Origin of the sequence: Aeromonas sp. TW 6 (assembly GCF_013168745.1) — a bacterium.
Lineage (GTDB): Bacteria > Pseudomonadota > Gammaproteobacteria > Enterobacterales > Aeromonadaceae > Aeromonas > Aeromonas caviae.
Genome location: NZ_JABERS010000009.1, coordinates 33,513 through 58,823, shown reverse-complemented (window position 1 = coordinate 58,823; position 25,311 = coordinate 33,513). Strand labels below are relative to the sequence as shown.

Annotated in this window: 20 protein-coding genes; 10 read left to right on the top strand and 10 right to left on the bottom strand. The window is 62.3% G+C overall.

The annotated features are described in order from the left end of the window. Positions 1–9 precede the first annotated feature (9 nt). The 4 genes from HKD46_RS06565 to hemN all read left to right on the top strand — a co-directional run bounded on the left by HKD46_RS06565 (position 10) and on the right by hemN (position 3,863). Complete coding sequence (locus HKD46_RS06565) at positions 10–627, top strand: cytochrome c (protein ID WP_042882257.1); 618 nt, start codon at positions 10–12, stop codon at positions 625–627. Between the two features lie 800 nt (positions 628–1,427). Beyond that, the gene (gene yihI / locus HKD46_RS06560; protein ID WP_039039515.1) at positions 1,428–2,009 is read left to right on the top strand and encodes a Der GTPase-activating protein YihI; all 582 of its coding nucleotides are present in this window, start codon (positions 1,428–1,430) and stop codon (positions 2,007–2,009) included. An 11-nt stretch (positions 2,010–2,020) separates the two neighbouring features. Then, positions 2,021–2,461 (top strand): DUF2489 domain-containing protein, encoded by a 441-nt coding sequence (locus HKD46_RS06555; protein WP_043153541.1) that lies wholly within the window; start codon positions 2,021–2,023, stop codon positions 2,459–2,461. A 28-nt stretch (positions 2,462–2,489) separates the two neighbouring features. Next, positions 2,490–3,863 carry an oxygen-independent coproporphyrinogen III oxidase gene (gene hemN / locus HKD46_RS06550; protein ID WP_171865038.1) on the top strand — a complete coding sequence of 458 codons (1,374 nt, stop codon included), beginning with the start codon at positions 2,490–2,492 and terminating at the stop codon, positions 3,861–3,863. A gap of 67 nt (positions 3,864–3,930) precedes the next feature. Here hemN and add read toward each other — a convergent pair whose 3' ends face one another. The 5 genes from add to glnA form a co-directional block, all read right to left on the bottom strand. Further along, positions 3,931–4,932 carry an adenosine deaminase gene (gene add, locus HKD46_RS06545; RefSeq protein WP_010672522.1) on the bottom strand — a complete coding sequence of 334 codons (1,002 nt, stop codon included), beginning with the start codon at positions 4,930–4,932 and terminating at the stop codon, positions 3,931–3,933. 141 nt (positions 4,933–5,073) lie between these two features. Continuing rightward, positions 5,074–6,492 carry a nitrogen regulation protein NR(I) gene (gene glnG / locus HKD46_RS06540; protein WP_010672523.1) on the bottom strand — a complete coding sequence of 473 codons (1,419 nt, stop codon included), beginning with the start codon at positions 6,490–6,492 and terminating at the stop codon, positions 5,074–5,076. A 9-nt stretch (positions 6,493–6,501) separates the two neighbouring features. Further along, positions 6,502–7,557, bottom strand: coding sequence for a nitrogen regulation protein NR(II) (gene glnL, locus HKD46_RS06535; protein WP_010672524.1), 1,056 nt, complete (start codon positions 7,555–7,557; stop codon positions 6,502–6,504). 86 nt (positions 7,558–7,643) lie between these two features. Further along, positions 7,644–8,213 carry a DUF4124 domain-containing protein gene (locus tag HKD46_RS06530; protein WP_010672525.1) on the bottom strand — a complete coding sequence of 190 codons (570 nt, stop codon included), beginning with the start codon at positions 8,211–8,213 and terminating at the stop codon, positions 7,644–7,646. A gap of 192 nt (positions 8,214–8,405) precedes the next feature. Next, positions 8,406–9,815, bottom strand: a complete 1,410-nt coding sequence (glnA, locus tag HKD46_RS06525; protein ID WP_010672526.1) for a glutamate--ammonia ligase — start codon at positions 9,813–9,815, stop codon at positions 8,406–8,408. Positions 9,816–10,165: 350 nt separating this feature from the next. Here glnA and typA point away from each other — a divergent pair, with 350 nt between their 5' ends. The 3 genes from typA to dtd all read left to right on the top strand — a co-directional run bounded on the left by typA (position 10,166) and on the right by dtd (position 13,591). Then, on the top strand, positions 10,166–11,977 hold the full coding sequence (gene typA / locus HKD46_RS06520) for a translational GTPase TypA (RefSeq protein ID WP_043153538.1): 1,812 nt from the start codon (positions 10,166–10,168) through the stop codon (positions 11,975–11,977). A 177-nt stretch (positions 11,978–12,154) separates the two neighbouring features. Continuing rightward, a complete protein-coding gene (locus tag HKD46_RS06515) occupies positions 12,155–13,027 on the top strand; it encodes a virulence factor BrkB family protein (protein WP_039039511.1) in 873 nt (290 codons plus the stop codon). Positions 13,028–13,153: 126 nt separating this feature from the next. Further along, on the top strand, positions 13,154–13,591 hold the full coding sequence (dtd, locus tag HKD46_RS06510; protein WP_039039510.1) for a D-aminoacyl-tRNA deacylase: 438 nt from the start codon (positions 13,154–13,156) through the stop codon (positions 13,589–13,591). Between the two features lie 66 nt (positions 13,592–13,657). On the opposite strand, the gene HKD46_RS06505 is transcribed toward dtd, so the two are convergent. Next, positions 13,658–14,338 (bottom strand): methyltransferase domain-containing protein, encoded by a 681-nt coding sequence (locus tag HKD46_RS06505; protein ID WP_010672530.1) that lies wholly within the window; start codon positions 14,336–14,338, stop codon positions 13,658–13,660. 173 nt (positions 14,339–14,511) lie between these two features. Here HKD46_RS06505 and HKD46_RS06500 point away from each other — a divergent pair, with 173 nt between their 5' ends. Then, entirely contained in the window at positions 14,512–15,420 is a 909-nt protein-coding gene (locus tag HKD46_RS06500; RefSeq protein WP_109421825.1) for a bifunctional GNAT family N-acetyltransferase/hotdog fold thioesterase, read from the top strand. A gap of 46 nt (positions 15,421–15,466) precedes the next feature. Here HKD46_RS06500 and HKD46_RS06495 read toward each other — a convergent pair whose 3' ends face one another. The 4 genes from HKD46_RS06495 to HKD46_RS06480 form a co-directional block, all read right to left on the bottom strand. Next, positions 15,467–17,527 carry an AsmA-like C-terminal region-containing protein gene (locus HKD46_RS06495; RefSeq protein WP_171865037.1) on the bottom strand — a complete coding sequence of 687 codons (2,061 nt, stop codon included), beginning with the start codon at positions 17,525–17,527 and terminating at the stop codon, positions 15,467–15,469. Positions 17,528–17,669: 142 nt separating this feature from the next. Next, positions 17,670–19,739, bottom strand: a complete 2,070-nt coding sequence (recG, locus tag HKD46_RS06490) for an ATP-dependent DNA helicase RecG (protein WP_171865036.1) — start codon at positions 19,737–19,739, stop codon at positions 17,670–17,672. 176 nt (positions 19,740–19,915) lie between these two features. Continuing rightward, on the bottom strand, positions 19,916–21,265 hold the full coding sequence (gene pssA, locus HKD46_RS06485; protein ID WP_042015252.1) for a CDP-diacylglycerol--serine O-phosphatidyltransferase: 1,350 nt from the start codon (positions 21,263–21,265) through the stop codon (positions 19,916–19,918). Positions 21,266–21,417: 152 nt separating this feature from the next. Then, a complete protein-coding gene (locus tag HKD46_RS06480) occupies positions 21,418–22,779 on the bottom strand; it encodes a GntP family permease (protein ID WP_235673808.1) in 1,362 nt (453 codons plus the stop codon). Positions 22,780–22,944: 165 nt separating this feature from the next. Between HKD46_RS06480 and HKD46_RS06475 the strand changes: the two genes are divergently transcribed. Beyond that, the gene (locus HKD46_RS06475; protein ID WP_039039504.1) at positions 22,945–23,454 is read left to right on the top strand and encodes a gluconokinase; all 510 of its coding nucleotides are present in this window, start codon (positions 22,945–22,947) and stop codon (positions 23,452–23,454) included. A gap of 60 nt (positions 23,455–23,514) precedes the next feature. Continuing rightward, a complete protein-coding gene (gene edd / locus HKD46_RS06470; RefSeq protein WP_043153528.1) occupies positions 23,515–25,311 on the top strand; it encodes a phosphogluconate dehydratase in 1,797 nt (598 codons plus the stop codon).

Below are 25,311 nucleotides of genomic sequence, written 5' to 3'. Positions count from 1 at the left end.
TGGAACGCCATGAAGAACCTAGTCATTACACTTGCTCTGATGGTTGGCGTAACTGGGATGGCACAAGCCAAGGGCGATGCCGCTGCGGGACAAACCAAGGCTGCCGTCTGTGCGGCCTGTCATGGACCGGACGGCAACAGCCCAGTCGACATGTATCCCAAGATTGCTGGTCAGCACGCATCATATATCAAAAAACAATTAGTTGAACTGAAGGCTGCAGCTTCTGGCCAAACTGGTCGGGTTGCGCCCGTCATGGGACCCATGGCGTTGCCGTTGTCCGAGCAGGATATGGACGATCTTGCCGCCTATTTCTCCAGCCAGAAGGTGACGCCGGTTGCCGTGCCCGATGATGTGGTTGCCGCAGGCAAGGCGCTTTATATGGGGGGAGACATGGAGCGAGGCCTGGCCGCCTGTACCGCCTGTCATGGCCCACGGGGTTCCGGCGTCGAGCAAGCGAAGTACCCCAGCCTGTCAGGGCAGCATCCCGCCTATATCAAGGCCCAGCTCACCGCTTTTCGTTCGGCGACCCGCGACAACGATCCCAATGGCATGATGCGGGATGTGGCCAAGAAGCTGACGGATCAGGACATCGAGGCGCTCTCCAAGTATGTGGCGGGGCTTCACTGATATAGCCTGTTAGTTATCTTGTTGAAAAGAACAGGGAACCATTGTGTTCCCTGTTCTTTTTTGAGGTTGTAGCGATCGCCCGTAAACAGCCTGCATTGCTGTAAGAGATCTTCTATATACGGGGCTGGTCGTGTCTGAAAGATTGCTCACATATATTTTTTTATGTTTTGTTTTTCAATGAATTAAGAAATATAACATCACTTTGTACCAGTTCGAAATGTGCTTTGGTTGATTGAGTCATCCAGCGAAGAAGTTACAGTAGGCAATCAGGATTGGCCGGAGAGAGGGTGCAAGACCCGTCTTCGGTTTGACAGGATGTCGGCTCGGAGCATGCGATGAGCAATAGATGCAAAAAGCCAGGATGGTGACCGCCAGGGATGAGCGGGGCTGCGGGAGGCAACCACCCCGATGGGAGGCAGGATGTCGCCGGTTTGGGTTAGACAAACAAACACACGCACACTCAGGACTGGTCAATAAGGATCAGGATGATCCAACGAAATGATGCGCCGTGGTTCGCCCAGGGATAAGGCGATTGGCTACCAGGGAATGGCACTCGCATGATGGAAAAAGGCAGCTTCGGCTGCCTTTTTTCTATTGGGTCATTAACCCGCCAAGACATTCTGTGTCAAAATACCAGCAACATGCCCAGAGGATGCCGATCCTGCGGTGTTCAGCGGCCCAAAGTGGTCGAATTGGTGCGGGATCCCACTCTTGTTCCATATTTACTGTTCCCCGCTTCAGCATCCTCCCCGGACGACACGCTCCGGGGGTTTCCATTCAGTTATTTGTCGGAGTCATTCATGTCGGCCAAACAACCCAACCGCAAGCCTACCGGCAAGCGCAAAGAATCAGATGCCAGTGCTCAGGAAGGTCGTGAGCGCAAGCGCGCCGCCAAGCGCAAGGGCCTGAAGGCGGGCTCCCGCCAACAGGTCGAGCAGGCGGGCAAAAAGAGCGGCTCCAAGCAGGCCAAGGATCCACGCATCGGCTCTCGCAAGCCCATCGCGCTGATTGCCGACGAGAAGGGCAGCAAGCCGGTGGCGACCAAGCCTGCGAAAGAGAAGCGGGTGGTGATGACCCCCGAGCAGGAGCTGGCGTCCATCGAGAATGATGATCGCCTCAATGCCTTGCTGGATCGTCTGGATGCCGGTGAAACCCTGGAGGCCGCAGAGCAGGCATGGGTCGATCAGCGGGTTGACCGTTATCAGGAGCTGATGGACGAGCTCGGTATCATCGACAACGACGATGACGAAGATGGCGACATGGATTTTGATGATGCCGATTTTGACGAGCCGAGTCAGCCTGCCTCCGAAGAGGAGCTGTGGGAACGTTTCTCTCAGGCAGACTACCAGCCTGAAGCCAAACCCGAGCCGAAGAAAAAGTGATGAGTGGATGGATGCTGGCCGCCCTGCTGGGTGGCCTGATTTTGCTGGGGCTGGCCGTCTATGCCGGCACCCTGATGGCGCGTCTCAAACGCCAGCAAGAGATGCAGCAGCACGCCATTACGGCCCGCAACGAGCGGATCCTGGAGAGTGTCAGGGTGATCGCCCACGCGGTACGAGATGGTCAGTGCGACTACTCGGAAGGTGCCATCCGGCTGACCAATCTGCTGGATGCCTTGCAAATAAAGGGGGGCCGCGCCTTTGCCACCGAGTTCCCGGGGCTCTACGGCCTCTATGAGAAGGTGAAAGAGATGCCGACCCATGAGGCGAGGCGGGCACTCAAGCGCAATGAAGTGATGAAGATGGATCTCGAACGCAGTGGCTACGAGGCCGAGCTGGAGGCGCAGATCCTTGAGGATGTCGCCAGACTGAAGGATTTTCAGTTAAGCCGGTGAGCCCATAACAAAGACAGAGGAAGCAAGCGTGCAAGCAGAACAGATTGTGTGGGATCAGGCCCTGATCGAAAAATACAACTACAGTGGTCCGCGTTACACCTCCTATCCCACTGCGCTGGAGTTCAACGAGGGGTTCGGCTATCCGGACTTTGTCCAGGCAGCGGGCCAGTATCCTGCACGCAATCTGTCGCTCTACGTGCATATCCCCTTCTGTCACAAGCTCTGCTACTACTGCGGTTGCAACAAGGTCATTACCCGGCACCAGCACAAGGCAGATCAATACCTCGACTACCTCGAACAGGAGATCAAGGCCCAGGCCCCCCTGTTCAAGGAGAGACTGGTCACCCAGCTGCACTGGGGTGGCGGCACACCCACCTATCTGAGCGAACCCCAGACTCGTCGCCTGATGGCCATGTTGCGGGAGCACTTCCACTTCGCCGAGGAGGGGGAGATCAGCATCGAGGTGGATCCCCGCGAGATCGAATTGTCCATGCTGGATGTGCTGCGGGAGCTCGGTTTCAACCGCATCAGCCTCGGCGTTCAGGACTTCAACAAGGCGGTCCAGGTCGCGGTCAATCGGGAGCAGGACAACGACTTCATCCGCGCCATGCTGGTTCGTGCCCGCGAGCTGGGGTTCCGCTCCACCAATCTGGATCTCATCTACGGTCTGCCGCACCAGAACCGGGAGAGCTTCCATCACACCCTGGAAGAGGTGCTCAAGACCGACCCGGCCCGCCTCTCCATCTTCAACTATGCCCACCTGCCGAGCCGTTTTGCCGCCCAGCACAAGCTGAAAGAAGCGGACATGCCGGCGCCGCAGGAGAAGCTGGCCATGCTGCAGGACACCATTGCCTTCCTGACCGGCCAGGGTTATCAGTTCATCGGCATGGACCACTTTGCCAAGCCCGATGACGAGCTGGCCGTCGCCCAGCGCGAGGGCAAGCTGCATCGCAACTTCCAGGGCTATACCACCCAGGGGGATTGCGATCTGCTGGGGCTGGGGGTCTCTTCCATCAGCATGATGGGGGATGCCTATTCCCAGAACCAGAAGGATCTCAAAACCTACTATGCCCAGGTCGAGTCACTGGGCCATGCCCAGTGGAAGGGGTGCTCCCTCAATCGGGACGATCTGATCCGTCGTGAGGTGATCAAGCGCCTCATCTGCGATTTTTCCCTGAACTTCGCCGCTGTGGAGCAGGCCCACGGCCTAGTGTTCAAGGAGTATTTTGCCGAGGATCTCAAGCTGTTGGAGACCTTCATCGATGACGGTCTGGTGCGCATGACCGAAGAGGGGCTGGAAGTGGTCTCCACCGGTCAGCTGCTGATCCGCAACATCTGCATGTGCTTCGATGTCTACCTGCGCAGCAAGGCGCGCCAGCAGCAGTTCTCCCGGGTGATCTAGGCCGGGCAATGTCGTTGGACAATAAAAAACCGCCTTTCGGCGGTTTTTTATTGGGTTTTACCCCTGCTCAGCGTTGAGCCGCACGGGCACTCAGCTCGGCCTTCTCGGCTTCGCTCAGGAAGGCCAGGGTCAGGCCGTTCTGCTGGGCGGTGCGGATCTCGCTCACCGTCATGCCGGCAGCCGGGGCCGCCACCTCGTATTCATGGGGCAGGTCGATCCCCTCCACCGCCGGATCGTCGGTATTGAGGCAGGCCAGCACGCCGGCTGCCAGGAACTGGCGGATCGGGTGATCGGCCAGACTCGCCACCGTGGTGGTCTGGAGGTTGGAGGTGAGGCAGGACTCGATGCCGATGCGGTGTTCGGCCAGATAGGCCATCAGGGCCGGATCCTGGATGGCCTTGACGCCGTGGCCGATGCGCTCGGCTCCCAGCTCGCGAATGGCCTGCCACATGCTCTCGGGGCCGGCGGCTTCACCGGCGTGCACGGTGACCCGCATGCCTGCATCCCGCACCCGGCGGAAGTGGTCGGTGAAGAGCTCGCCCGGGAAGCCCAGTTCGTCGCCGGCCAGATCGATGGCGACCAGGCGATCGCGATGAGCCAGACAGGCATCCAGCTCCTGCTTGCACTGCTCGGTGCCGAAGGTACGGCTCATGATGCCGATGAGATTGGTCTTGATGCCGAAGTCACGGCTGCCTGCGGCCACACCGTCGATGATGGCTTCGACCACGCCCTGCGGGTGCAGTTTGTGGGTCATCGCCATGTAGGCCGGGCTGAAACGCAGCTCGGCATAGTCGATCCCGGCACGCAGCAGATCTTCCACGTTTTCGTAGGCGACCCGGCGGCAGGCATCGTAGTCGGCCAGCACGGCCACGCCCCAGTCCAGTTTCTTAAGGAAGGCCACCAGACTCGGCTCGTTCTCGACGATCTGCACGTGCGGGCGCAGGGCCTCCAGTTCATCGGCCGGCAGTCGGATGTTGTGCTGACGTCCCAGCTCGAGAATGGTCTGCGGGCGGATGTTGCCATCCAGATGGCGATGCAGGTCGGTCAGGGGGAGGGATCTGTCAATCATGGGGCACCTTCTGCGAGTCGGGTTGGAAAGCCTGCCATTCTAGGCGGGGCGCCTGAAAAAGATACCCCGTTTGCAAGCAAACGGGGTGTGATTGGTCAGGCTTTCCCTCAAGGCGTGATGGGAATCGTTTTTCCCGCAGGCTCAGGGAATGTCGAGCTCCTTGAGCTTGCGGGTCAGGGTATTGCGGCCCCAGCCGAGCAGGCGGGCTGCCTCCTGCTTGTGACCGTGGGTGTGATCCAGTGCCGTCTCCAGCATGATCCGTTCGAACTGGGGCATGGCATCCGCCAGGATATCGGTCTCCCCCAGCGCCAGCTTGGCGGCCACCCAGTCCTGCAACTGCTGCTGCCAGCCACCGGTCAGGGCGGGCTGGCCCGGCTCGGCGGTGCTGGTGATGGGAGTCAGCAGCTCGGTGGGCAGATCGCCTACCAGCACCTCCTGGCCCGAGGCCATCACCGTCAGCCAGCGGCAGACGTTCTCCAGCTGGCGCACGTTGCCCGGCCAGGGCAGGCGGCTGATGTAGGTCTGGGTATCCGGGTGCAGGCTCTTGGCCTCCACGTTCAGCTCCTTGGCGGCTCGCAGCAGGAAGTGCTGGGCCAGCTGGGGGATGTCCTCCCGGCGCTCCTTGAGGGCCGGAATATGGATGCGGATGACGTTGAGGCGGTGGAACAGGTCTTCCCGAAACTCGCCGTCGGCGACCCGCTTCTCCAGATTCTGGTGGGTGGCGGCAATGATCCGCACATCCACCTGCACCGGTTGGTGGCCGCCAACCCGGTAGAACTGCCCGTCCGCCAGTACCCGCAGCAACCGGGTCTGCACGTCCAGCGGCATGTCGCCTATTTCGTCGAGAAACAGGGTGCCGCCATCGGCCTGTTCGAAGCGGCCGTGACGAATGTTGTTGGCACCGGTGAAGGCCCCCTTCTCATGACCGAACAGCTCGGATTCGATGAGATCTTTCGGGATGGCCGCCATGTTGAGGGCGATGAAGTTCTTGTGGGCCCGGGGGCTGTGCTTGTGCAGGGCATGGGCAACCAGCTCCTTGCCGGTACCGCTTTGACCGTTGATGAGCACCGAGATGCTGGAGCGCGACAGCCGGCCGATGGCGCGGAACACCTCCTGCATGGCAGGGGCTTCGCCGATGATCTCCGGGGTGGTGGTGGCTTCCTGCTGGCGAGCCTTGCGCTTGGTACGTTGCTCCTTGAGGTGGTTCTCGGCCCGGCGTACCAGGGTGACCGCCTCGTCGATGTCGAACGGCTTGGGCAGGTATTCGAAGGCACCGCGCTGGTAGGCGTTGACCGCGCTGTCGAGGTCCGAGTGGGCCGTCATGATGATGATGGGCAGATCGGCCTGGCGGCGATGGATCTGCTCCAGCAGGCTCAGGCCGTCGATGCCCGGCATGCGGATATCCGAGAGGATCACGTCCGGTGAGCGCATCTCCAGTGAACTCAGCAGGGCTTCGCCGTCGGCGAAACTTTCGCATTCGAAGCCTTCGCTGCCAAGGGTGCGCTCCAGAACCCACCGGATGGAGCTGTCGTCATCGACGATCCACACTTTTGCTGTCATGAGGTTCCCTTATTTGCGAAGTGGTAGATAAATGGTGAATTCGGTGTGGCCCGGCCAGCTGATGCAGTCGATGCGACCCTTGTGCTGATCGATCAGGTTCTGGGCGATGGAGAGGCCCAGGCCCGTTCCCCCTTCCTTGCCGGTGATCATGGGGTAGAAGAGGGTGTCGCGAATGGCGTCGGGAATGCCGGGGCCGTTGTCGATGATCTTGATTTCGGCCGCCAGGCGATAGCGCTGGCCATGGATGGTGATCTGGAAGGCGGTGCGCGTCTTGATGCGGATGAGGCCGTCCTGATCCCCAAGGGCCTCGGCGGCGTTGCGCACTATGTTCAGGAACGCCTGTTGCAGCTGGTCCGATTCCATCTCGAATTCGGGGATGCTGGGGTCGTAGTCCCGCTCGATGCGGATCTGCGGCGGCAGCTCCAGGTCCACCAGACGGCGCACCTGTTCCAGCACGGAGTGAACATTGTGCATCTGGTGACGGCCGGGACGCTGGGGACCGAGCAACCTGTCGACCAGCACCCGCAGGCGATCGGCCTGCTCGATGATGATGCCGGTGTATTCACGCAAGGCCGGGTCGGGCAACTCTTTTTGCAGCAGTTGGGCCGCGCCGCGCAATCCCCCTAGGGGGTTCTTGATCTCGTGCGCCAGGCCGCGCACCAGCTCCTTGGCGGCCTGCTGCTGGGCGTGTTGCTGCAGCTCCTGGCTGATCTTCTTCTGCTGATCGATCTTGCGCAGTTCTACCACCATCAGTCGCTGTTCATGATCGGCCATGGGGCTGACGCTGATCTCTACCAGCCTGGGCTCCCCCTCCACCACCAGGGTGACTTCGCTGTCGGTGAAGCCCTGCCCCGAAATGAGGCACTGTTTGAAACGCTGCAGATCGAGAGAGATGTGTTCCAGCAGGTGGGGCAGTTCGATGCCGATCAGTCGTCGTTCGCTGAGGGAAAGCAGCTGCTCTGCCGCCGGGTTGACGAATTGAATGCAGAGACGTTCATCCATGAGAATGACGGCGGTCAGCAGATTGTCCAAGAGTGTCTTGGCGTTGTCCGAGCGGGTTGGCACAGGTTTCTCCCTAAAACGGTGCTGTACACCTAGAATGCACCAATATAGTGCATCAAGTTTACCCGCATCGGTGCGTCACATCACCCCTAATTGGCCTTGGGGGCGGCTCTGGGAGCCTGATTCACCGACGCCCTGTGCAGGTAAAAGGTGGTTGGCTTAGATTTAGCAAGGATCGTACCGTCTTTGGCGAGCAACTCGAGCCGTGCCTCATAGGCGCCCCTATCGAGGTTTTCCACCCGTATGGCCAGGCTGTTGTGAACCAGGGGCACCGCCTTGCCGTTCAGGATCAGGCGCACATCGTATTGCACCGGGACCTGGGGAGAGATCTCGCCCTGGAAGACGATGTTGCCGGTATTGTCGCGCAATGTGCTGCCCGGTTCCGGAGAGATGAGATCGATCTCCAGGGGAGCCGCTTCCAGGGCTTTCCTGGCATCGACACCGGTCAGGCTGTTGAAGTTGTCCACCTGGACCGAGTGGGGGGCTGTGCCGATGAGCGGCGAGACCCGCAGGTCCACCTCTTTTGCGCTCTTGCCGGGAGGAGGGGCATCGGTGTAGTGGGTCACCCCCTGGGGATCGACCCAGGAGTAGACGCGGGCGGCCTGTGCGGAACAGGAGGCCATCAGCAGGAGGCTCAGCAGCCAGGGTACAGTGTTCATCCATCTCTCCTTGACGGGGTTCACCTTAATCCTATCAGAGAAAAACCACGGGGTCGGGGTGTGAACAGCCGAGGGTGGTACGGCTCCGTGAATGGGATCATCTTTCTGCACGATCGTGCCCGTTCGGCGGTATTTCCGTTGCCAGAATGAAAAAAAACCCGCCAGATGGCGGGTTTGTCATGGGAAGGCGGATTAGACGGAGTAGTACAGCTCGAACTCCAGCGGGTGCGGGGTCATGCGCACGCGGTCAACATCCTGCTGTTTCAGTTCCAGGTAGGAGTTGATGAAGTCATCGCTGAACACGCCACCACGGGTCAGGAACTCACGGTCTGCATCCAGTGCGGACAGCGCTTCGTCCAGGGAACCGGCAACGGTCGGCACTTCAGCGGCTTCTTCCGGCGGCAGATCGTACAGGTTCTTGTCCATGGCATCGCCCGGATGGATCTTGTTGATGATACCGTCCAGACCGGCCATCAGCTGGGCAGCGAAGGCCAGGTACGGGTTGGCAGCCGGATCCGGGAAGCGTACTTCGATGCGGCGGGCTTTCGGGCTCGGCACGACCGGGATACGGATGGAGGCAGAGCGGTTGCGGGCGGAGTAGGCCAGCATGACCGGTGCTTCATAGCCCGGCACCAGACGCTTGTAGGAGTTGGTGGTCGGGTTGGCGAAGGCGTTGATGGCCTTGGCGTGCTTGATGATGCCGCCGATGTAGTGCAGTGCCATCTCGGACAGACCGCCATACAGGTCACCTGCGAACAGGTTGACGCCGTCTTTGGCCAGGGACTGGTGGCAGTGCATGCCGGAGCCGTTGTCGCCAAACATGGGTTTCGGCATGAAGGTGACGGTCTTGTTGTAGGCGTGGGCCACGTTGTGGATCACGTACTTCAGGACCTGTACTTCGTCAGCCTTCAGGGTGAGGGTGTTGAAGCGGGTTGCGATCTCGTTCTGACCGGCAGTCGCCACTTCGTGGTGGTGAGCTTCGACGACCTGGCCCATCTCTTCCAGCACCAGGCACATGGCGGCACGGATGTCCTGGGAGGAGTCAACCGGGGCAACCGGGAAGTAACCACCCTTGACGAACGGACGGTGACCCTTGTTGCCGTGCTCGTAGTCGGTACCGGAGTTCCAGGCAGCTTCTTCGGATTCGATCTTCACGAAGCTGTGGCCCATGGTGTTGGAGAAGGTGATGTTGTCGAACATGAAGAATTCCGGCTCCGGCCCGAACAGCACGGTGTCAGCGATGCCGCTGGACTTCAGGAAATCTTCGGCACGCTTGGCGATGGAGCGCGGATCACGGTCATAGCCTTGCATGGTGGCGGGTTCAAGCACGTCACAGACGATGTTCAGAGTAGTCTCTTCGGTGAACGGGTCCAGTTTGGCGGAAGCCGGGTCCGGCATCAGCACCATGTCAGACTCGTTGATGCCCTTCCAGCCGCCGATGGAGGAACCATCGAACATCTTGCCGTCTTCGAAGAAGTCTTCGTCAACCTGGTGGGAAGGGATGGATACGTGCTGCTCTTTACCCTTGGTGTCGGTAAAACGCAGATCAACAAACTTGACTTCGTGTTCCTGGATCAGGGCCAAAACGTTCTGGGCTGACATGCTAAGTAACCTCCGGTGTTAAAACTCTTTGGGTGAATGCGTCGTCACATTCACATAAGCCAGTATCGTGCCAAGTTTGTGACAGCTTGATTTCAGGGCACTTGCACCGTTTCAGGCTGTCGAGAAACCCGTTCTCATGCCGGTTGCTGCATTAAAGTGGTGCAACCTTGGATCGTTTTGGTGCACCGAGATGGTGCGCCAGCGTATCCAGGCCATCTAAGCAGCCTTTTGCTGCGGGGTCCATGATCCTGATCCTTTGTTGTGTGTGAATGTGTTGCAATTCTGCTAGGCAGATCACAAAGGCGAGAGTACAATTAGCGCCCAATTTTACCCGGTGATTTGAGGCGAGAATGTTAGAGAATTTACGCAATATTGCGATTATTGCGCACGTTGACCACGGCAAAACGACTCTGGTTGATAAGCTGCTGCAGCAATCCGGCACTCTGGATCGCACCAGCGAAGGTCAGGAACGGATCATGGACTCCAATGATCTGGAACGGGAACGTGGCATCACCATTCTCGCCAAGAACACTGCGATCCGCTGGAACGACTATCGCATCAACATCGTGGATACCCCGGGTCACGCCGACTTCGGTGGTGAAGTTGAACGCGTACTCTCCATGGTTGACTCCGTGCTGCTGCTGGTCGACGCCGTTGACGGCCCGATGCCGCAGACCCGTTTCGTGACCCAGAAGGCGTTCGCCCAGGGTCTGAAGCCCATCGTGGTCATCAACAAGATCGACCGTCCGGGTGCTCGTCCTGACTGGGTAATGGATCAGGTCTTCGATCTGTTCGACAACCTGGGTGCCACCGATGAGCAACTGGACTTCAAGGTTGTTTACGCCTCTGCACTGAACGGTTGGGCCACCCTGGATCAGGACGTCCCGTCCGAGAACATGGAACCCCTGTTCCAGGCCATCGTCGACAACGTGGAAGCCCCGAAGGGCGACGTTGACGGTGCCTTCCAGATGCAAATCTCCCAGCTGGACTACAACTCCTACGTGGGCGTCATCGGTATCGGCCGCATCACTCGTGGTCGCGTCAAGACCAACCAGCAGGTCACCATCGTCAGTGCCAACGGCAAACCGCGTACCGGCAAGGTCGGTCAGGTGCTGGGCTACCTGGGCCTGTCCCGTACCGAAGTGACCGACGCGCAAGCGGGTGACATCATCGCCATCACCGGTCTGGGCGAGCTGAAGATCTCCGACACCATCTGTGACAACAGTGCCGTCGAAGCCCTGCCGCCGCTCTCCGTGGACGAGCCGACCGTGAACATGACCTTCCAGGTCAACACCTCGCCGTTCGCCGGTAAAGAAGGCAAGTTCGTCACCTCCCGCAACATTCTGGAGCGTCTGAACCAGGAACTGGTCCACAACGTGGCCCTGCGCGTGGAAGAGACCGAAGATCCGGACAAGTTCCGCGTCTCCGGCCGTGGTGAACTGCACCTCTCCATCCTGATCGAAAACATGCGTCGCGAAGGTTACGAACTGGCGGTATCCCGTCCGGAAGTTATCCTGCGTACCGTGGATGGCGAACTGCAAGAACCGTTCGAAACCGTTACTGTGGACGTGGAAGAAGCGCATCAGGGTTCCGTGATGGAGCAGCTCGGCCTGCGTAAAGGCGAGATGACCAACATGACCCCGGATGGCAAGGGTCGCGTCCGTCTGGACTTCATCATCCCGAGCCGTGGCCTGATCGGCTTCCAGACCGAGTTCCTGACCATGACCTCTGGTACCGGTCTGCTGTATCACACCTTCGACCACTACGGTCCGCACAAGGGTGGCAGCATCGGTGAGCGTCAGAACGGCGTGCTGATCTCCAACGCAACCGGCAAGGCTCTGACCTTCGCCCTGTTCGGTCTGCAAGACCGTGGTCGTCTGTTCATCGGTCACGCGACCGAAGTGTACGAAGGCCAGGTCATCGGGATCCACTCCCGCTCCAACGACCTGACCGTCAACTGCCTGAAAGGCAAGCAGCTGACCAACATGCGTGCCTCCGGCACCGACGAAGCCCAGGTGCTGACTCCGCCGATCCGCATGACCCTGGAGCAGGCTCTCGAGTTCATCGACAACGACGAGCTGGTGGAGATCACCCCCAAGGCCATCCGTATCCGCAAGAAACTGCTGACCGAGATGGATCGCAAGCGCGCCGGTCGTGCTTGATCGATAGCTGTTCATCGACAGACCAAAGAGAGGCCTTATGGCCTCTTTTTTTATGGGCTCGACATGAGGGCGCATGCGGCCTGAACTCGATGGAGGCGCATCCGGCCGGTCTGCGGGTGGCCAAATGACCACCCTATCTGACACAATGTCTGCATGATCACGCTTACGAGAAACAAGATGCAGCAGCAGATCCGCGGCCGTCTGGCCCATGCACTCTCCTTCTTGCGCCACGATGGTGCCCACTTCGCCCAGTTTGTCTGGGGCCGCTTCCAGCAGGACAGATTGACGGTGACCGCCGGTTACCTGGCCTATGTCACCCTGCTCTCCCTGGTGCCCATGATCGCCGTGGTGTTCGGCATGATGTCGGCCTTTCCGGTGTTCCAGAGCCTGAAGCAGGCGATGGAGCAGTTCGTCTATCACAACTTCGTCCCCACCGCAGGGGAGATGCTCAAGGAGTACATCGACGGCTTCGTGGCCAACGCCACCAACACCACGGCCGTCGGTATCGGTGCCCTGATCGTGGTGGCCCTGATGCTCATCTCGGCCATCGACAAGAACCTCAACTACATCTGGCGATCCACCCGAAGCCGGCCCTTGGCCCAGGCATTCGCCATGTACTGGATGATCCTGACTCTGGGCCCCGTGCTTATCGGGGCCAGCATCGCCATCTCCTCCTACATTCTCTCGCTCAGGTTGTTCGCGGCTGACAGCCTGTTCGGTATCGGCTATCTGCTGCTGCGCAGCCTGCCGTTCCTCTTCTCCGTGCTCACCTTCCTACTGATCTATACCGTGGTGCCCAACTGCCGCGTGCGGCTGACCCACGCCTTCATCGGTGCCCTGGTGGCGGCCACCCTGTTCGAGCTGGCCAAGCGCGGCTTTGCCATCTACATCACCAACTTCCCCTCCTACCAGGCCATCTATGGCGCCCTGGCGACCATTCCCATCCTGTTCGTCTGGGTGTATCTGAGCTGGCTGGTGGTGTTGCTGGGGGCCGAGACCACCGCCTGCCTCGGGGAGTACGAGAAGCCCGGTGCAGAGGAGCTGGCCTGACGCCGGCCGGCCATCACACCGGATCCCGGCACAAAGACGTTGGCCCGGGCAGGGCATTTATTGGTAGCATCGACGACCGCTCATCCCGCAGGATGGGCGGTCGTGCTGTTTTGAGAGGAGAGGGATGTGATTGCACTGATTCAGCGGGTCAGCGAGGCCAGCGTAACGGTAGAGGGAGAGGTGACTGGGGCCATCGGTCAGGGGTTGCTGGTGCTGCTCGGGGTGGAGCAGGGGGATGACGAGGCCAAGGCGGACAAGCTACTGCACAAGGTGAGCGGCTATCGCATCTTCTCTGACGAGAACGGCAAGATGAACCTCAACGTGAGCCAGGTGGGTGGCAGCCTGCTGGTGGTCTCCCAGTTCACCCTGGCGGCGGATACCGGCAAGGGGATGAGACCCAGCTTCTCCGGTGGCGCCCATCCCGCAGATGCCGAGCGACTCTATGAGTACTTCGTAGCCCGCGCCAGGGAGAGCGGCGTGCCGACCGAAACCGGCCGCTTCGCCGCCGACATGAAGGTCAGGCTGCTCAACGACGGCCCCGTCACCTTCTGGCTGCAGGTATAAGGGTGGCAGGTAGGGCAGGACTCACCGGAGGGGCAGGACGCGATGCCTGCACACTTCGCAGGTTCTTCACCCTGCCGGTGCTCGCCCGCCCTGGCCATGCTGACGGGTCGCGTGCAGGATGACGTTGCGGTAGCCGGGCACGTCGTGGACGTGGGTCGGGCCTATCCACTCCTCTGCCAGTCGCAGAGCCTGTGCCTGTTCGAGCCGGGTGCGGGGCAGCAGATTGATGATGAGGGTTCCGCTCAGGCGGCTGGCCAGCGCCTGATAGAGCGGAGCCTGGAAGAGCAGCAGGGGGTTGCCGTCCTGGCTGAACAAATCCAGCAGCACCAGATCGTAGCTCTCCTGGCTCTGGTGCAGGAAGTGCAGCGCATCGGCGTGATGCAGCCGAGGCGAGCCCCCTGATGAGGGGAGGAAGAACTGCTGGAACAGGGTGAGGATCTCGGCATCCAGATCCACGCAGTCGTGGTGGGCATCGGGCCAGCGTGCCGCCAGGTGACGGGTGAGATCCCCTCCGCCCAGCCCCAGCTCCAGGATCCTGCTTGCCTGCTTTGGCAACTGCTCCGCGATGCTCCGTTGATGAGGCAGACAGAGGCGGGCCGGTTGGTGGAGGCTCATGGCGGATTGCACCACGCCGTCCATTTCCAGCCAGCGATGACGGGCATTTTCAAGCACCGAAACGCGGCGTTCGGGTTTGGCACTGAGGTGCAATAAGTGATCGGCTTGGTACGCTTGCAGATTGAAGTCCATGAATTTGCACGGCAAGATGGCTTTCGACCAGTGTAACTCAAGGATGTTGTTATGTACCGGGTGGTCACCCCCCAAACGGCAGCCGAGCTGGATACCTACTACAGGCTGCGCCGGGAGAAATGGTTGCGTCAGTCCTTCCATCTGCCAGTCGGCGCACACTCAAGGATCGCTTTATGTACCGGGTAGTCACCCCAGAAACACCAGCGGAGCTGGATGCTTACTATCAGTTGCGCTGGGAACTACTGCGCAAACCCTTCAATCTGCCCCTTGGCTCCGAGCGTGACGAGTACGATACCGTCGCCATTCACCGGCTGATGCTCGCACCCGACGGAACGCCCATCGCCGTGGGTCGCCTCTTTGTGGGCGGCGATGAAGCCCAGATCCGCTTTATGGCGCTGCGACCCGAATTTCGCGGCCAGGGGCTGGGCGCCCGCATGGTGGAGGATCTCGAACAGCTTGCCCGCGACGAGAAGGTGAAACGGCTGGTGATGAACGCCCGCCAGGAGGCGGTGGAGTTCTATCGCCGCTGTGGCTTCCTTGAGGTAGGGGAAGGCCCCGTCTCCTTCGGCCGCATCCCTCACCGCCAGATGATCAAGTCCCTGAGTCCCATGCAGACCATCCAGTACCGCCCGGAGTGGTGCCAGGATCTCACCACCCGCTGGTCGCGGGGCATTCCCATCAGCGAGAAGATGGGGGTGCACATCACCCACTACGATGGCCAGACCTTCCACCTCAAGGCCAACCTGGCGGCCAATCTCAACGTCCACGACACCATGTTCGCCGGCAGCATCTACAGCCAGTGCGTGCTGGCGGGCTGGGGTCTCATCTGGTTGCAGCTCAAGGAGGCAGGGCTGGGAGGGGATACCGTGCTGGCCGAGGGCAACATCAAGTATTACCGGCCGGTGAGCGAAGAACCGGAGGCGCGGGTGGCCCGGGAGGGCATGCCCGCCGTGCTCGAGCCGCTGAGGGGCGGAGAATCCGCCAAATTCAGCCTGCGGGTGCAGCTGTTCAGCGGCCGCAAGCTGGCGGTGGAGTTTGTCGGTCAGTACGTGGTGCTGCCCATCAAGCGCGGCGCACGCTGATCCCTGATGTTCACAGCAACAAGGCCTCTTCGCGAGGCCTTGTTCGTTATTGGACGGCGGGTGGCCGTGGGCGCCAGAGCGGGCCGCTTCGTCCCTGGGCGGGGTAGCGCACACCCGCCTCCCAGCCACAGGCGTCCTGTCCCGTGGGGACACTCCAGCCCAGGTCGGGCGCATTGAGGGGGCCGCGCCAACGGGCGAGCAGCTCGGCGCAGCGCCCCTTGTTCAGGACCCCGAGGTCGAGCTGCCACTGGTCTGCGGCCAGGTCGACACCCCCTTGCAGTGCCAGCAGGTGGGTGATGGTGGAGGCACCGCCTTGTTCGATCCGCACCTTGCCCTGCTCCGCCCTGGCATCCAGCCTGATCTGATAGAAGGGGGTGTCTCCGCGTTGCATCGCCTGCCACAGCGTCTGCGGTGTCAGATCGGGGGGGGTCTGCTCCCTGAACCAGTCATCCAGCAGGGGGTCGATGCCGACCTTGTCCCAGAAGGGATCCTTGCTCTCCAGGCTCAAGCTGCCCTGAAGGGTCCGGCGCCAGTTGGCCGTCTGCTCGCCGGGTTGCCCGTTGAGGTCGGCCTGCAGATCTGCCGCCAGATCCACCTTGCCCGCGAAGGAGACGGGGGAGTGCAGCAACTTGCCCCACTGCTCCAGATCCAGCTGCTTGCCCTGCAACTGCAGGCGGCTCTCCTGCCCGGGCGTTCTGCCCCACTGGCCGCTCAGATTGAGGGAGCCCTCGTCGGGCAGGGAGGTGGTGAGGGTGTTGAGCTGCCAGGAGCTGGGGGTCAGCTCGCCATCCAGGGTGCCGTTGCGAGCACTGAGACCGTCCCACACCAGCTCGAACCACTTGCTCTCGATGCGGGCACGCCCCAGCAGGGGGCCTGGCTGGTTGCCCCGCAGGGCGAGATCGTTCAGGTAGAGTTGCCAGCCGGTCAGGGAGAGGGGCAGGGTGTCGTCGAAAGAGAGCACCTTGAGCTTGTCGAAGGCCAGTTTGCGGATGTCGATCTGTTGCGGGCGCCAGCCCTGCCAATCCTGCCACCACCCCTGGGGCAAGCTGATGTCCATGCCGCTCAGGGCCAGATCCTTAAGGACGAGCCTCTGCTGCTGGGTGTCGAGGGCCAGCTCGACGTTGAACTCCCCTTCGTATGCCTTGCCTCGCAGCTCGGCATCCAGCTGGCGGGGGGAGAAGGCGAGCTTGCCCTCGACGGCCTCAAGCTGGAACAGGCCGCGGCCCATGTCGCCCAGAGTGCCCGCCAGATAGCCGCTGGGCTGGCTGCCCGCCTGCCAGTCGAAGGCGGTGAGCTGGCCGTTGAAGTTGTTGAGGGAGAGCTCCTGATCGATGGCATTGATGCTCATCTGGGCAAGCTGACCCCTGTCCAGGGTGATGCGGCGCAGGGGGAACTCGCCAGGGGGAATGTCACCAAGCTCGAGGCGCATGGCGCGGGCCTTGAGATCGTGCAGTTGCAGGCTGCGCTCTGGCCAGTTCAGCACCATGCCGGTCTCGAGCAGACCGTCGAACAGGTTGGTGGTCAGTCTGTCGGTGCTGAGCACCCGCCCCTCCAGCCGCCCCTTGAGGCTGAGACGGGCCAGGGTGAACATGGGGGTCTCCAGCTGGTTGATGCCCAGGGTGAGGTTGGCCTGGGGCTGGCGTCTTGGGTCGATCAGTTCCCAGTCACTCAGGGACGCACTGAGGCCGCGCAGGGTCAGGGCCTCGCTCTGCAGGTTCAGGTTGTCGATGGTGCTGTCGCTGATGGTGAGGGAGTGAACCGGCAGGCTTGGCAACTGGTTGGGGAGCGGCAGCTTGATGACGGGACGGATGAGGTCCAGGTGGGCGATGCGCACATCCCGGTTCAACCAGTCGATGTGCTCGATCTCCAGATAGAGTTTTTCCAGCTGTACCGCATCCCCATAGCGCACCTGTTCCGCCAGCAGGGTGTAGGGGTGCAGCGGATTGAACACCAGCCGGCCTATGGTGACGGGCACCCCGGTCTGCTGGCTGAGCCAGTTGGCGATGGGGCCTTTGGCGCGCTCGGCATCGAACAGGCCGAGACCGACCCAGACAAAGAGCAGCAGGAAGGCAAAGGTGTAGAGCAGGCCGCGCAGCCAGGAATTCATCAGTGCTTTCCTCCTGTTTCTGTTGCTTGGTCAGGCATTCGAGTAGTGATCCCGTAGACCGAGCCAGCATCGTATCAAGGGTTCGACACGGCTCGGGTGTTTATCCATCAGGCAAGGTGACCCTCTTCTGCATCTGCCCTGGTCAAGCATTGGAGTAGTGGTCTCGCAGGCCCAGCCAGCGGCGGATCAGGGGCTCGACATGGCTCGGGTGTTTATCCATCAGGAAGCGCGCCATCTTCTGCACCTGAGGGATGAGCGGCTGGTCGCGCACCAGATCGGCGATCTTGAGATCGGCCAGGCCGGTCTGGCGGGTACCGAGCAGCTCGCCTGGGCCGCGCAGTTCCAGATCCCGCTGGGCGATGAGAAAGCCGTCATTGGTCTCCCGCAGTACCCCGAGGCGGCTCTGGGCGGTCTTGGACAAGGGGGCATGATAGAGCAGCACGCAGTGAGAGGCCACCGACCCCCGCCCGACCCGGCCGCGCAGCTGGTGCAACTGGGCCAGCCCCAGTCGCTCCGGGTTTTCGATGATCATCAGGCTGGCATTGGGCACATCCACCCCCACCTCGATGACGGTGGTGGCGACCAGCAGTTGCAGTATGCCCGCCTTGAACTCCTCCATCACCCGTTGTTTCTCGACAGGGCGCATCCGGCCGTGTACCAGGCCGATGTGCAGGCCGGGCAGCAGGGTTTGCAGCTCGGCGGCGGTGTCTTCGGCGGCCTGGCACTCCAGCACCTCCGACTCCTCGATCAGGGTGCAGACCCAGTAGGCCTGCTTGCCCTCCTCGCAGGCGAGCCTCACCCGCTCGATCACGTCCTGGCGGCGACTGTCCGGCAGGGCGACCGTGGTAATGGGAGTGCGGCCCGGCGGCAGCTCGTCGATGATGGAGGTGTCGAGGTCCGCATAGGCGGTCATCGCCAGGGTGCGGGGGATGGGGGTGGCGGTCATGATGAGCTGGTGGGGATGCACCCCTTCCCGCTCTCCTTTTTCCCGCAGGGCGAGGCGCTGATGCACCCCGAACCTGTGCTGTTCATCGATGATGACCAGGGCGAGGCGCTGGAACACCACCTGCTCCTGGAAGATGGCGTGGGTGCCCACCACCATCTTGACGCTGCCGTCCGCGATGGCGGCTAGCGCCTCTTCCCGCGCCTTGCCCTTCTGCTTGCCCGCCAGCCAGCCGACCTTGATGCCGAGCGGTTCCAGCCACCTGGCGAAGTTGATGGCGTGCTGTTCGGCCAGCAGCTCGGTCGGGGCCATCAGCCCCACCTGGCAGCCGTTGCCGATGGCCTGCAGGGCGGCCAGTGCAGCGACCAGCGTTTTACCTGAGCCCACGTCCCCCTGGACCAGGCGCATCATGGGGTGGCTCTGTTGCAGATCCCTGGCTATCTCCGCCACCACACGGCTCTGGGCACCGGTGGGGGTGAACGGCAGGGCGCCGAGCAGCTGCCGGACCAGCTCGGGAGCGGGCTTGAGGGCTCGGGCCAGCTGGGTCTGTGCCTGGGCCCGCACCTTCAAGACCGAGAGGTTGTGGGCCAGCAGCTCTTCCAGTACGAGCCGCTGCTGTGCCGGGTGCTGGCCGCTCTCGAGCAGGGCCAGCGCCACCGAGGGAGGCGGGCGGTGCAGCAGCTTCAGGGCGGCGGCAAGATCGATCTGCTGGGGATAGAGGCCGGCAGGCAGCAGCTCCTCGACCCCGTAGAGGTCGAGCTGGGCCAGGGCCTGATCCGTGAGGCTGCGCAGGGTGAGCTGGCGCAGCCCCTCTGTGGTGGGGTAGACGGGGGTGAGGGCCTCTTCGGTCTGGCCGGCCTGCTCCTCGCCGAGCAGCTTGTACTCGGGGTGGGCCATCTCCAGGCCGTACTTGCCGGGACGTGTCTCGCCAAAGCAGCGGATAAGGCGGCCCTGGGCCAGGCTGTTTTTCTGGGCAGCGGTGAAATTGAAGAAGCGCAGGGTCAGGCTGCCGGTGCCGTCGCTGATACGGCACACCAGCATGCGGCGGCGCCCCATCACCAGCTGGGTGTCCTGGATCTCGCCCTCGACGGCACCGTGCAGGCCGGGCGGCAGATCGCCGATGGGCCACACCTGGGTGCGGTCCTCGTAGCGCAGGGGGAGGTGGAACAGCAGGTCCTGTACCGTGGCCAGCCCCAGCCGCTCGAGTTTCTCCAGCATCTTGCTGCCGACACCCTTGAGGCTGTCGAGGGAGATTTTATCCAATTTCATCAATTAGATGCCCGAAAACACTGTAAATATGTCCAGATGATAGGGGTTGTTGCGGCCTCGATGCAAGCCGCGTTGTGCCGTTCCGGGCTGGTGGGCAAGGGAGCGGGGGGAGGGTCATCCATGAAAAAGGCCTGCCGGAAACGGCAGGCCTTTTCACTGACGGGGCGCCCTGGCGGTCAGATGATGCGCTTGAGCAGGAGGTGAGCCTTGACCCTGTGGATCCGGGCCAGCAGCTTGCGCACCTGATCCGGGTAATCCTTGATCTGCTCTATCTGGTCGAAGTGACTGATGCGGCGGGTGTGGGCCAGGATGTTCTCCCGCTCCGCACTGAACTGCTCGCGCAGGTGATGGTGCTGGTCGTGTACCAGCAGGCCGTTCTCCAGATCCAGCGCCCAGGCTCGGGGATTGAGGTTGTTGCCGGTGAGCAGGGCCCACTCCTCATCCACGAAGATCCCCTTGAGGTGATAGGAGTTCTTCTCGCAGCACCAGAGCATGAGGTTGAGCCGGCCGTTGTCGATGTGGTGCTGGTTGCGCTCGGCAAACTTGCGCAGGTTGGTCTCGTAGAGATAGGGCAGACCACCGATGGTGGAGAACTTCTCCTCCGGGGGGATGAAGAAGTCGTTGGCGGTCTTGTCGCCCACGACGATGGTCACCTTGCAGCCGCGTTTGAGCAGCGCCTCCACGTCCTTGTTCAACTCCTTGGGGGGGTTGAAGTAGGGGGTGCAGATGAAGATCTCCCGCTCGGTGGCCCGCACCAGGTTGCGGATCATCCGGTTGAGCTGGTTGCCCCGCTTGCCCAGGCCCACCATGGGGGTCACGGCGATCTCCCGATCGTTGGGCTTGATGCTCTCGAAGCGGTACTGGCAGAGGCGCAGACGCTGCTTGAAGCGGCGGATCGGCCCCTTGAGCTGCTTGGCGCCGGGGATGCCGGTGCGATCCAGCCGCTGGACGGCCTCGCTGCCGAGGAAGACGTCATCCACGTAGTTGACCATGCTGCGGGTCAGTGCCGGGCTGTGGATCTGGTGATAGCGATCGAAGCGGTAGCGCTCCTGCTGGTGCAGGTAGATGTCGTTGAGGCTGGCGCCGGAGTAAAGCAGGGTGTCGTCGAAGATGAAGCCCTTGAGGTGCAGCACCCCGAGCAGCTCGCGGCCCTTGACCGGCACGCCGTAGATCTCGATCTGGTGTTGGTGGCTGGCGGCCATGGCCTGGTACATCAGGTGGTTGCCCCCCTGCTTGCCCTTGCCGATCAGGCCGCGCTGGGCGCGGTGGAAGTCGACGAACACCTTGATGTCGAGAGAGGGATTGCGCTGCTTGGCGGCATAGAGGGCGGAGAGGATCTCCCGTCCCGCCTCGTCATCCTGCAGATAGAGCGCGATCAGATAGATGCGCTGGGTCGCATGGGCGATGAGCGACAGGATCCGGCTCTTGAAGTCTTTGGCGCTGCTGAGTATCTGGAACTGATCCGCGGCGACCGCGATCTGGGGTAAGCGGGTCAGCAACTGTCGATAATGTGCCGATGAATGCATAGAGAAGCCTGAAATCACGGGATGAAGCGTTCCACTCGGGGCGAAGAATAGGCAATTCTAGCAATCTGTGGCGATGGGCCCAAGCAAGAATCCGTAAAAAGTCGGTGCAATATCACATCGGGGCCGACGGATGCGGCCCCGATGTGTTTCCGTCAGAGGATGGCGCTGGCCGTGGCCACGATGAGGAAGGCGATGGTGCCGAGCAGGGTCTCCATCACGGTCCAGGTCTTGAGGGTGGTCTTCTCGTCCATGTTGAGGAAGCGGCTGACCAGCCAGAAGCCGGAGTCATTGAAGTGGGAGAGCACGGTGGCGCCCCCGGCGATGGCGATGACGATGAAGGTCAGGTCCAGCTCGCTCAGGCCGGTGGTGGCGGCCACGGTCGGCGCCATCAGGGCGGCGGTGGTGGTCAGGGCCACGGTGGCGGAACCCTGGGCAACCCGCAGCGCGGCGGACACCAGGAAGGCTGCGAGGATCACCGGCATGCCGGTATCGGAGAGCACGTCGGCCAGCGCGGTGCCGATGCCGCTCGCCCGCAATACGCCGCCGAACATGCCGCCGGCACCGGTGACCAGGATGACGGCGCAGACCGGGGCCAGGGCGTCGTTGCAGAACTTCTCGAGCTGCACCTTGCCCTGGCTCTGGCGGAACATCCAGAGGGCGTACAGCACAGTGATGAGCAGGGCGACCGGGGTCTTGCCGACCATGCGCAGCACGTTGACCCAGTCCGCACCCTTGTCGATGACGCCCATGACGCCCAGGGTATTGAGGCCGGTATCCATGAAGATGAGCACCAGCGGCAGCAGCAGGATGGAGATCACCTGGCCGAAGCTCGGCGCCTTGTCGGAGAGCTGCTCGGCACTGGCGGTGAAGCTCGGGGGCAGGGGCAACTCAAACTTCTTGCCGGACCAGAGCCCGAACAGGTAAGCACCCAGATACCAGGTGGGCAGCGCGACCAGCAGGCCCACGACGGTGAGCAGACCGATGTTGGCACCCAGCAGCTCGCTGGCGGCCACCGGGCCCGGGTAGGGCGGCAGGAAGGCGTGCATCACCGCGAAGGCGCCGGCGGAGGGCAGGGCATACTTGAGGACGGAGCCGCCGAACTGCTTCGCCACGCTGAAGATGATGGGCAGCATGACGATGAGACCGGCGTCGAAGAAGATCGGGAAGCCGAACAGCAGGGAGGCCACACCCAGCGCGAAGGGGGCGCGGTGGGAGCCGAAGCGGTTGATCAGGGTATCGGCCAGTACCTTGGCGCCCCCCGTCATCTCCAGGATCCGGCCTATCATGGCGCCGAGGCCGACCAGCAGCGCGACCGAGGCCAGGGTGCCGCCGAAACCGGTCAGCATGGTGGGGATCACCTGGTCATAGGTGACCCCGGTGGCCAGGGCCGTCAGCATGCTGACCAGGGTCAATGCCACGAAGGCATGTACCTTGAATCGCATGATCAGCACCAGCAACATGACAATGGCTCCGCCCGCTACCGAGAGCAGATAGGCGACATCGGGTGTGTTCATTGCTCCGTCCATAAAATTGTCCTCAAATGGTTCTAGTTGTTGTTCTGCACATTTCTGTGCTGCACTTCACATTGCGAAACGTTACCGGTAACATGTTACCGGTAACGTGGTAGCTTAGAACCCATCAGGCGAACGTTTTTTGAAAAGTGAGAGAGAGGTCAAATAATGGCGGGCAAGTGCATTATCGTGATGGGTGTGTGTGGCAGCGGCAAGTCCAGCATCGGCCTCAAGGTGGCCAATGCCCTGGGGGCCAAGTTCATCGACGGCGATGATCTGCACCCTCGCGCGAACATCCAGAAGATGGCGGCGGGCAACCCGCTCAACGATGAAGACAGGGCCCCCTGGCTGGAGCGGATCCGCGATGCGGCCTACAGCCTGGAGCGCAAGAACGAGCTCGGCGTCATCGTCTGCTCGGCCCTCAAGAAGCAGTACCGCGACCAGATCCGCGAGGGCAACGACTCGGTGAGTTTCCTGTTTCTGGATGGCAGCCAGTCCCTCATTCTCGAACGGATGCGGGCACGGCAGGGCCACTTCATGCGCGAAGCCATGGTACAAAGCCAGTTTGATACCCTGGAGCGACCGGATGGCGAGCCCGGCGTGTTTCGCATCGATATCGACGGGACCTTCGAACAGGTGGTCGACCGTGCCGTCACCGCGCTGACGCAGGCGCAATGAGCCATGTCGCGCGCCCGGCTGCAGCCGACCGCGCCCGTATATAGAGTTGGAGAGAAAGCTATGACCCATCCCGTGATCACCCAGGTGACCAACCGCATCCGCGAGCGCAGCACCGCCCGCCGTGCCCGCTTCCTGGCCCGCATCCAGCGCCAGGCTGATCAGGGCAAGACCCGCGCCTCCCTCTCCTGTGGCAACCTGGCCCACGCCGTGGCCGCCTCGAGCTGTGACGAGAAGGGGCGGATCCTCGACATGACCCGCGCCAACGTGGCCATCGTCACCGCCTACAACGACATGCTGAGTGCCCATCAGCCCTATCAGGGCTACCCGGACATCATCAAGGGCGCCCTGGCGGAGCTCGGCCACAGCGCCCAGGTCGCCGGCGGCGTGCCCGCCATGTGCGACGGCGTGACCCAGGGTCAGCCGGGGATGGACATGTCCCTCTTCTCCCGGGACCTCATCGCCCAGGCCACCGCGGTCTCCCTCTCCCACAACACCTTCGACGCCACCCTGCTGCTCGGCATCTGCGACAAGATTGCCCCGGGCCAGATCATGGGGGCGCTTTCCCACGCCCACCTGCCCACCGCCTTCGTGCCTGCCGGCCCCATGGCGAGCGGCATCAGCAACGACGAGAAGGTGAAGGTGCGCCAGCAGTACGCTGCCGGTGAAGTGGGCCGCGACGCCCTGCTCAAGATGGAGTGCGGCGCCTACCACGCGGCGGGCACCTGCACCTTCTACGGCACCGCCAACACCAACCAGCTGGTGTTCGAAGCCATGGGCCTGATGCTGCCGGGCTCCGCCTTCGTGCATCCGCACAGCGAGCTGCGCCACGCCCTCACCGAGGAAGCGGCCCGCCGCATCAGCGCCATGATCCCGGGCTCCCCCGCCTATCGCCCCCTGAGTGCGGTGATCGACGAGCGCGCCCTGGTCAACGGCCTGGTGGCCCTGCTCGCCTCCGGCGGCAGCACCAACCACAGCATCCACATGGTGGCGCTGGCCCGTGCCGCCGGGCTGGAGCTGACCTGGGACGACCTGAGCGATCTCTCCGACGTGGTGCCGCTCCTGGTGCGCATGTACCCGAACGGCCCGGCGGACGTCAACGCCTTCGAGCAGGCGGGGGGCGTGCCCGGCCTGATGCGTCGTCTGGCCGAAGAAGGGCTGATCCACATGGATGCCACCCCGGTCTTCGGCGAGATGCAGGACTACCTCAGCCGTCCGGCACTGGTGGATGGCAAGCTGGTGTGGCAACCGGTGGGCGAGAGCGGGGATCCGAGCGTGCTCTCCCCCTCTGGCAGCGAGTTCCAGGCCACCGGCGGCACCAAGCTGCTGGCGGGCAACCTGGGCCGCGCCGTGGTCAAGGTTTCCGCCGTCGCGCCCGAGTATCGGGTCATCGAGGCCCCGGCCCGGGTCTTCTCCTCCCAGCATGCGGTGGAGGCGGCCTACAAGGCCGGTGAGTTGAACCAGGACGCCGTCATCGTGGTGCGCCACAACGGCCCGGCCGCCAACGGCATGCCGGAGCTGCACAAGCTGATGCCGGTGCTTGGCAACCTGCAGAAGGCGGGTCACAAGGTGGCCCTGGTCACCGATGGTCGCCTCTCCGGTGCCTCCGGCAAGATCCCGGCCGCCATCCACGTCACCCCGGAAGCGCTGCACGGCGGGGCCATCGGCCTGCTCGCCGATGGCGACCTGCTGCGGGTGGATGCCGAGTCAGGCCGCCTCGACTGCCTGACCGATTTGAGTGGCCGTACCCAGGCCGAGATCGACCTCACCCTGGAACAAGAGGGGTGGGGTCGTGAACTGTTCAGCGTGATGCGTCGCGCGGTATCGAGCGCCGAGTGCGGCGCCACCATCTTTGACTAA